Annotated in this window: 6 protein-coding genes; 1 reads left to right on the top strand and 5 read right to left on the bottom strand. The window is 71.2% G+C overall.

What is annotated here, in order from left to right; translation table 11 throughout:
- Positions 1–86: 86 nt before the first annotated feature.
- The 3 genes from JAO81_RS14740 to JAO81_RS14730 all read right to left on the bottom strand — a co-directional run bounded on the left by JAO81_RS14740 (position 87) and on the right by JAO81_RS14730 (position 3723).
- Positions 87–1358, bottom strand: coding sequence for a kynureninase (locus JAO81_RS14740; RefSeq protein ID WP_199548294.1), 1272 nt, complete (start codon positions 1356–1358; stop codon positions 87–89).
- On the bottom strand, positions 1351–2208 hold the full coding sequence (locus tag JAO81_RS14735) for a tryptophan 2,3-dioxygenase family protein (protein WP_199548293.1): 858 nt from the start codon (positions 2206–2208) through the stop codon (positions 1351–1353). Before JAO81_RS14735 ends, JAO81_RS14740 begins: the two co-directional genes overlap by 8 nt.
- 126 nt (positions 2209–2334) lie before the next feature.
- The gene (locus JAO81_RS14730; protein ID WP_233415366.1) at positions 2335–3723 is read right to left on the bottom strand and encodes a hypothetical protein; all 1389 of its coding nucleotides are present in this window, start codon (positions 3721–3723) and stop codon (positions 2335–2337) included.
- A 56-nt stretch (positions 3724–3779) separates the two neighbouring features.
- Here JAO81_RS14730 and JAO81_RS14725 point away from each other — a divergent pair, with 56 nt between their 5' ends.
- Positions 3780–4193: a DUF3151 domain-containing protein gene (locus tag JAO81_RS14725; protein WP_199548292.1), complete on the top strand. Its 414-nt coding sequence runs from the start codon at positions 3780–3782 to the stop codon at positions 4191–4193.
- A gap of 81 nt (positions 4194–4274) precedes the next feature.
- Here JAO81_RS14725 and JAO81_RS14720 read toward each other — a convergent pair whose 3' ends face one another.
- Together JAO81_RS14720 and malX are read right to left on the bottom strand one after the other, a co-directional pair.
- Positions 4275–5423 carry a MalY/PatB family protein gene (locus JAO81_RS14720; protein WP_199548320.1) on the bottom strand — a complete coding sequence of 383 codons (1149 nt, stop codon included), beginning with the start codon at positions 5421–5423 and terminating at the stop codon, positions 4275–4277.
- Positions 5424–5437: 14 nt separating this feature from the next.
- Positions 5438–7021, bottom strand: coding sequence for a maltose/glucose-specific PTS transporter subunit IIBC (gene malX, locus JAO81_RS14715; RefSeq protein ID WP_199548291.1), 1584 nt, complete (start codon positions 7019–7021; stop codon positions 5438–5440).
- Positions 7022–7118: the final 97 nt, after the last annotated feature.

Genomic DNA, 7118 nt, shown 5'->3' with positions numbered 1-7118 from the left:
GGGCCGCCCCCCCCCCCCGGCGGGGGGGGGGGTGTCCCGGCGCGCGGCGGGTACGGGCGGACCAGGCGCGGCGGGAACGCCGAGGACTAGAGGACCTCGGCAAGCACCCGGGCCGCACGCTCCACATCGGCGAAGCCCAGGTAGAGCGGTGTGAAGCCGAAGCGGAGGACGTCGGGGGCGCGGAAGTCGCCGACGACGCCCCGGGCGATCAGCGCGGCCATGACGTCGGAGGCGTCATCGCACCGGAGCGCGACCTGGCTGCCCCGGGCGTCGTGCTCGAGCGGCGTCAGGACCGACACCCGCCCCTCGGGGACGTACGCCGCGACGCATTCGAGGAAGAAGTCCGTCAGGGCGAGGGACTTGGCGCGGACCGCCTCGACCGGCACCCCGTCCCACACACCGAGCGCCGCTTCGAGCGCCGCCATGGACAGGATGTCCGGCGTACCGACCCGCCCCCGGCGCGCACCGTCCACGGGCACGAACTCCGGCCGCATCCCGAAGGGTTCGACATGCGAGTTCCAGCCGGGCAGCGGGGAGTCGAAGGCCGCCTGGTGGCGCGCGGCCACGTACAGATAGGCGGGCGAACCCGGGCCGCCGTTCAGGAACTTGTACGTGCAGCCGACCGCCAGGTCGACCCCGTGCGCATCGAGTCCCACCGGCACGCCCCGGTGCGCACCGAGCCCCCCGGCCGGCGCCCCGGCGCGGTGGCACAGGCCCCACACCCCCGGGGCCCCCGCCGCCTGCACGGCGGCGGTCAGACCGGGCAGGTCGTGCAGCCGCCCGGACCGGTAGTCCACGTGGTTGATGAGCACCGCCGCCGTACGGGGACCGACAGCGGCGGCCAGCGAGTCCAGCGGAACCGGCCGCACCGTGCACCCGGTCAGCCGGGCCGCCGACGTGGCGATGTACCCGTCCGTGGGGAACGTCCCCTCGTCGACGAGGATCTCGTCGCGCCCCTCGCCTGCCAGGCGCACCGCGCCGACAACCGCCTTGAAGACATTGACACTTGTGGAGTCGCCGACCACGATCTGCCCGGCCGCCGCCCCGACGAGCGGCGCGATCAGATCGCCGATCCGCTCGGGCGCCTCCCACCAGCCGGACTCGGTCCAGGACCGGATGCGCAGCTCGCCCCACTCGCGTGCCACCACATCCGCGACGTGGGCGGGGACGGCGGCGGGCAGGGCGCCCAGCGAGTTGCCGTCCAAGTACACGCCCGGGGCGTCAGCCGCATGACCGGACCCGGTGTCGAGCACGAACTGCTCGCGCACCTTGCCCAGTTCGTCGGACGCGTCCAGTTCCGCGGCCCGTATCGCCAGAGCCGTTCGTATCGCCGGAGAAGACACAGCGGACTCAGACATAGGACCGCGCCGTCCACAGCTCGGGGAAAACGTTCTTGCGCGCCCGCTTCTCCAGCCACGCCACACCGGCCGACCCGCCGGTCCCGGTCTTCGAGCCCATCGCGCGCCGGGTCGCCACCAGGTGGTCGTTGCGCCAGCGCCACACCAGCTCGCCGACATCGGTCAACGCCTCGCCGAGGCGCACCAGTTCACCGTCCTGATCGCCGCCGTACACCTCGGCCCATACCTGCTCGATCTCGGCCGAAGGCTCGTAGCGCTGGGAGAGGTCGCGGTCCAGGACGGACTGCGGAATCGCGTAGCCGCGACGGGAGAGCAGCCGGAGCACCTCGTCGTAGAGCGAGGGCTCGTGCAGCGCCTTCTCCAGCTCCCGGTGGACGCGCGGCGCACCCCGGTGCGGCACCAGCATCGAGGCGGACTTGTCGCCGAGCAGGAACTCCATCCGCCGGTACATCGCCGACTGGAAGCCGGACCCCTCGCCGAGCGCGGCGCGGTAGGAGTTGAACTGGGCGGGGGTCAGGCCGGCGAGCGGCGTCCAGGACGCGTTGAGGGCTTCGAGCTCGCGTACGGAACGCTTGAGCGCGTCCTTCGCGACGGTGAGATCGTCCTCGCGCAGGGCGCGGGCCGCGGTCTCCCACTCGTGCACGATCACCGTGAACCAGAGTTCCATGACCTGCGTGGTCACCAGGAAGACCATTTCCCCGGGATCGTCCGAGAGGGTCTTCTGCAGGTGGGTGAGGACATCGGCCTGGACGTAGTCCTCGTACGGCGTGGTGCCGGCGAAGTCGAGATGCGGGGTCTCCGGGGTCTCCGGACTGTGGACGGTTCCCGTATCTGCGGTCTCGTGGGACATCACTGTCTCCTCGGTACTTCGGGTAGCGGTCCGCCCCTGCCGATGCCGGCACGGGGGCCCCGGTCCCCACCCGCATCCTCCGCAATCCTCCCCCGTATCGGCAAGACCTGCCTGGTCACAGGCCCCTCACGGGCGCTTGAACCCCGGCCTGACCAGCACCGACCAGCCGGTGTTGTACGTATCCGGCACGGGGTGCCGCTCCCAGTCGCGGGCCCAGCGCGGCGGTGCGCGGTGGACGAGGACCAAGGCGTCGGGGATGCCGGTCCGCCGCGGCACACAGCCCGAGGTGTACGCGACGGGCTGGAGCATCGCGTTGCCGCCGATCGTGCAGGGGGCTTCGAGGCCCTGGGCCCTGAGTACCCGCGCGACCCGCTCCCAGTCGCCGCGGGCTCCCGCCTGAATGCCCCCGTGCCGGTCGACGAGGAGGAACTGGCCGGTCAGATGCGCCGCGAGCACCCCGACCGCGAGCACGGACCTGGTTCGGGAGCCGCGCACTGCTTCCCGTACGGCCAGGAGACCCAGCGCGGCGGGCAGGGCGAGCAGGGCGTACGCGGGGAAGAGGAAGCGGGGCGCCGCGTACGGGACGAGGAAGAAGTACGGGGCCGCCGAGCAGGCGGCGGTGGCGAGGACGAGTGCCATGGCGCGCCGGGGCCGGGCATCGACAGGACCCGGACCGTCCCTCGCCGCATGCCGCGCCCCGATGACGGCCAGCGGGATCAGGAGCAGCCAGATCATGACGCCCGGAGGGCTCGGCGCGTCCCCGTCGCACGGGCGGCACAGGAGCCGGCCGTCGAGCGCCGCGACATGGGCGGGGACCGAGAACACCGGGCGCAGACCGCCCTGGATCTCGCCGGCCGCGTCCAGCCGCGCGCCCAGCCCGCCGAAGCGCAGTTCGGCCTCCACCACCCAGGGCGCCAGACCCGCCGCCCCACCCCCGGCGATCGCGAGAGCCGCCCGGCGCCGACGCCACAACAGCGCCGCGGCGCACAGCGGAAGAGCCACCCACACCCCGTCGTTGGGCCGCATCAGCGTCGCCGTCGCGAGGCCGAGGACGAGGCCCGGGTACGAGAGGGGGCGCCGCGCCAGAGAGCCGGCGGCCCCGACCGCGCCCATCGCCGTGTAGTGGTTGGGCATCGCGTGGCCCGCGTAGAAGAGCACCGACCAGACGCTGGTGTAGCAGGCCGCGGCCAGGACCACGGCCCGCGGCCGCAGGGCCGCGCGCAGCCACGGCAGGAAGCCGAGGTACAGGGCCACCGCCCAGAGCAGCAGCAGCCACAGCCGCAGCAGCACGACCGAGTCCGACCACAGGGCGACCGGGGCGATGAGCAGCGGGACGCCCCGGGTGCGCGGGGCGCTGAAGTCGACGTCGAGGCCGTCTCCGTACGGGGAGAAGCGGGTGGCGTAGACGAGTTCGTCCCAGCCGAGGGGCAGCGCCCAGGGCAGCAGCAGGACCGAGGTCAGCACTCCCGCCAGGGCGACGGCGGCGAGCTGGGTGCGCGGTCGTCGGGTCAGCACGGGACCTCCCGTACCGAGGAAACCACTCGTTCGGCGCGGGTGGCAGACTGGCGGCCATGGAGACGCACAAGAACCTGCTCGGCGGTCCCGCCCCCACTCAGCTGCCGGAGAACGAGGCGGCACGGGCCATGGTCGGCACGTCCACCCCGGCCCAGATCGCGGCCGCGCACCCGACGTACTCCCTGGCCTGGGCGCTGCTCGCCGAGGACGCGTTCGCGGGCGGCCGGGTGATCGAGTCGTACGCGTACGCCCGCACCGGCTACCACCGCGGTCTGGACGCCCTGCGCCGCTCCGGCTGGAAGGGCCACGGCCCGGTGCCGTGGAGCCACGAGCCCAACCAGGGCTTCCTGCGCTGCCTCGCCGCCCTCGCCCGCGCCGCCGGCGAAATCGCCGAAAAAGAGGAACACGAACGCTGCTGGCAATTCCTCCGCGACAGCAGCCCCGAGGCATACGACCAGCTCAAGGCCTAGACCTTGAGAGGGGGACCGATTGTCCAGCGCGAACCGGTATGAACCGGACATCCGCCTGGACGGTCGGTCCCTTTCCCGCGGCTACGTGAGGCGGCTCAGCGCGCGGATCAGGGCGTCCGCGCCCGCCTCGGCTTTGGCGCGCGGGCAGCCCACGTTGAGGCGGACGAAGCCCGGTGCGCCATAGGCGCCGCCCGGCATGATCGCGACCTTCTCGCCCTCGATCAACTCGCGCTGCAGCGGCTCGTCCGCCACGATGCCGAGCGGACGCAGATCGATCCAGGCCAGGTAACCGGCCTGCGGGGGCTGCCAGTTGAGGCCGGCCGCCTCGAGGCGTTCCGCGACCATCTCCAGATTGCCCGCCACGTACGCCCGCAGTGCGTCGAGCCAGCCCTCGCCCTCGCGGTACGCGGCGATATGGCCGACGAGCGACAGAACCGCCGGCGACGACAGACCGTCCGCGTCCTTGAGCCTGCGCAGATACGCGGCATGCGCCTCGGAATCGCCGATGATGCCGTAACTCCCGGTCAGCGCCGGGATGTTGAAGGACTTGGACGCGGAGGTGACGACGGCCCACCGTCCAGGGTCGAACCCGGCCCACGTGGTGAACTCCCGGTGCGCCAGGTCCGCGTGGATCTCATCGCTGATCACCGCGACCCCGTGCCGCGCGCACAGCCCGGCCATGCGCGCCAGCTCCTCCTCGGTCCACACACGCCCGGTCGGGTTGTGCGGCGAGCAGAGCAGCAGCACGGAGGTGTCGGGCAGCGCGAGCAGCCGCTCGAACTCCGCCCAGTCGTCGAGCCCGCAGCCCCGCATCTCCCGCCCGTGCGCCTCGATCAGGCGCGGGAAGGCGTCGTACGCGGGGGTGTGCACGACCACACCGTCGCCGGGCCCGGACCACAGATCGATCAGCACCCCGGCCTGATAGAGCACCGCGGGCGCGTAGGCGATCGACTCGGGGTCGACGACGGTCGCGTACCGCCTGCCGAACCAGTCGACGACCGCGGACAGGAAGTCGGAGTGCCGCCACCGCGAATACCCGAGCACCCCGTGGTCAAGTCGCCCGCGCAGGGCCGTGAGCACCTCGGGCGCCGTCTCGAAGTCCATGTCCGAGATGGTGAAGGGCAGCAGGCCGGGGACCCCGAACCGGTCCTCCACGTAGTCCCACTGCGTGCACCAGGTGCCGTGCCGGTCGACGAAGCGGTCGAAGTCGTACGAGGCCATCGCGTTCATTGCGCTCATCCCGCTCATCCCACCGGCGCGAGCTTGGCGATCGCGTCCTTCACCGACTGCACCTGCGGGCCGATGATGACCTGCACGTTGTGCGCGTCGAGCTTCACCACACCGACCGCGCCGAGCTTCTTGAGCCGTGCCTCGTCGACGAGTCCGGCGTCCTCGACGGTCATCCGCAGGCGCGTGATGCAGTTGTCCAGGGACGTGATGTTGGCGTGGCCGCCGATGGCCGCGAGGATCGCGACCGGGTCGTACTTGCCGGCGACCAGCTCGCCCTGGGGGGCCTCGGCGGGCTCGTCCTCCTCGGCGGACGGCTCCTCGCGGCCGGGCGTCTTCAGGTTGAACCGGGTGATCGCCCAGCGGAAGAGGAAGTAGTAGCCGGCGAACCAGATCGCGGCGATGACCGGGACCAGGTACCACTTGGTGGTCGTGCCTTGCAGGACACCGAAGACGAGCCAGTCGATGACGTTGCCGTCGGTGTTGCCGATGAAGATGCCGAGCACCGCGGCCACCAGGAAGCCGAGGCCGACCAGGACCGCGTGGATCAGGTAGAGCCAGGGCGCGATGAACAGGAAGAGGAATTCCAGGGGTTCGGTGATACCGCCGACCACACAGGCGACGACACCGGAGATGAGGAGCGCCTTGATCTCGGGCCGCATCTTGTTGTTCGCGCAGTGGTACATCGCGAGCGCGGCGCCCGGGAGACCGCCGAGGTAGACGGCCATCTTGCCCTGGGAGAGGAAGTGCGTGGCGTTCTCGACGGCGCCGGTCGGCGGGGCCTTGCAGCCGAGCTGCGAGTAGAACATGTTGAGCGCGCCGGAGACCTGCTCACCGCAGACCATGCCGGAGCCGCCGACGTCGGTGAAGCGGAACATCGCCACGAGGATGTGGTGCAGGCCGATCGGGCGGAGCAGCACCTCGCCCATGCCGAAGAAGAACGGTCCGAAGACGCCCGCGTGCCCGATGCCCCGGCCGACCGCGGTGATCCCGCTGTTGAGGGCCGGCCAGATCAGCGGGATCAGCAGACCGACGAGGCTGAGCACCAGGGCCGAGATGATCGGCACGAAACGCAGCCCGCCGAAGAAGGCCAGGGCGTCGGGCATCCGCTGGGTGCGGAAGCGGCGGTGCAGTACGGCGACGATGATGCCGACCGCGACGGCGCCGAGCAGCCCCGTATCGATGGACTGGACGCCCAGGACGTCGGCGATGCCGTAGTGGGCGATCGCCTTCTCGTCCTCGAAGTCGACGCCCTTGGCGGTGAGGAAGAAGTTCACCGCGAGGTTCAGGGAGGCGAAGCCGACGAAGCCGGAGAAGGCGGCGACGCCCTTGTCCTCGCGGGCCAGACCCAGCGGAATAGCCATCGCGAACATGACGGGGAGGAACTTGAAGGCGACCAGACCGGTGTTGGCCATCCATGTGAAGACGAGGTGGAACACCTCGCCCTTCAGGAACGGTATTTGCTCGGTGACCCGTTCGCTGGACAGCGACGAGCCGATGCCGAGCATGATGCCGCAGAACGCGAGCAGCGCCACAGGGAGCATGAATGTCTTGCCCAGACCCTGGAGGAACTCCCAGAGCGCGGCCTTGGTCTTCTTCATACGGCCCATCCTGCACCAGGAGGTATAGACCACATAAGTGACCCTTGACCGCGTCTCACATGCCGAAAGGCCCGGGTTCCGATGAGGAACCCGGGCC

Source organism: Streptomyces sp. N35 (genome assembly GCF_016464295.1).
In the GTDB taxonomy this organism is placed as follows: Bacteria; Actinomycetota; Actinomycetes; order Streptomycetales; family Streptomycetaceae; genus Streptomyces.
Note: the sequence above shows the minus strand (reverse complement) of the source record. Positions and strands in the feature narration are given on the sequence as shown.

Coding starts and splice junctions, on each gene's coding strand:
- JAO81_RS14740 (WP_199548294.1), bottom strand. CDS start 1,358: ATGTCTGAGTCCGCTGTGTCTTCTCCGGCGATACGAACGGCTCTGGCG.
- JAO81_RS14735 (WP_199548293.1), bottom strand. CDS start 2,208: ATGTCCCACGAGACCGCAGATACGGGAACCGTCCACAGTCCGGAGACC.
- JAO81_RS14725 (WP_199548292.1), top strand. CDS start 3,780: ATGGAGACGCACAAGAACCTGCTCGGCGGTCCCGCCCCCACTCAGCTG.
- JAO81_RS14720 (WP_199548320.1), bottom strand. CDS start 5,423: ATGAACGCGATGGCCTCGTACGACTTCGACCGCTTCGTCGACCGGCAC.
- malX (WP_199548291.1), bottom strand. CDS start 7,021: ATGAAGAAGACCAAGGCCGCGCTCTGGGAGTTCCTCCAGGGTCTGGGC.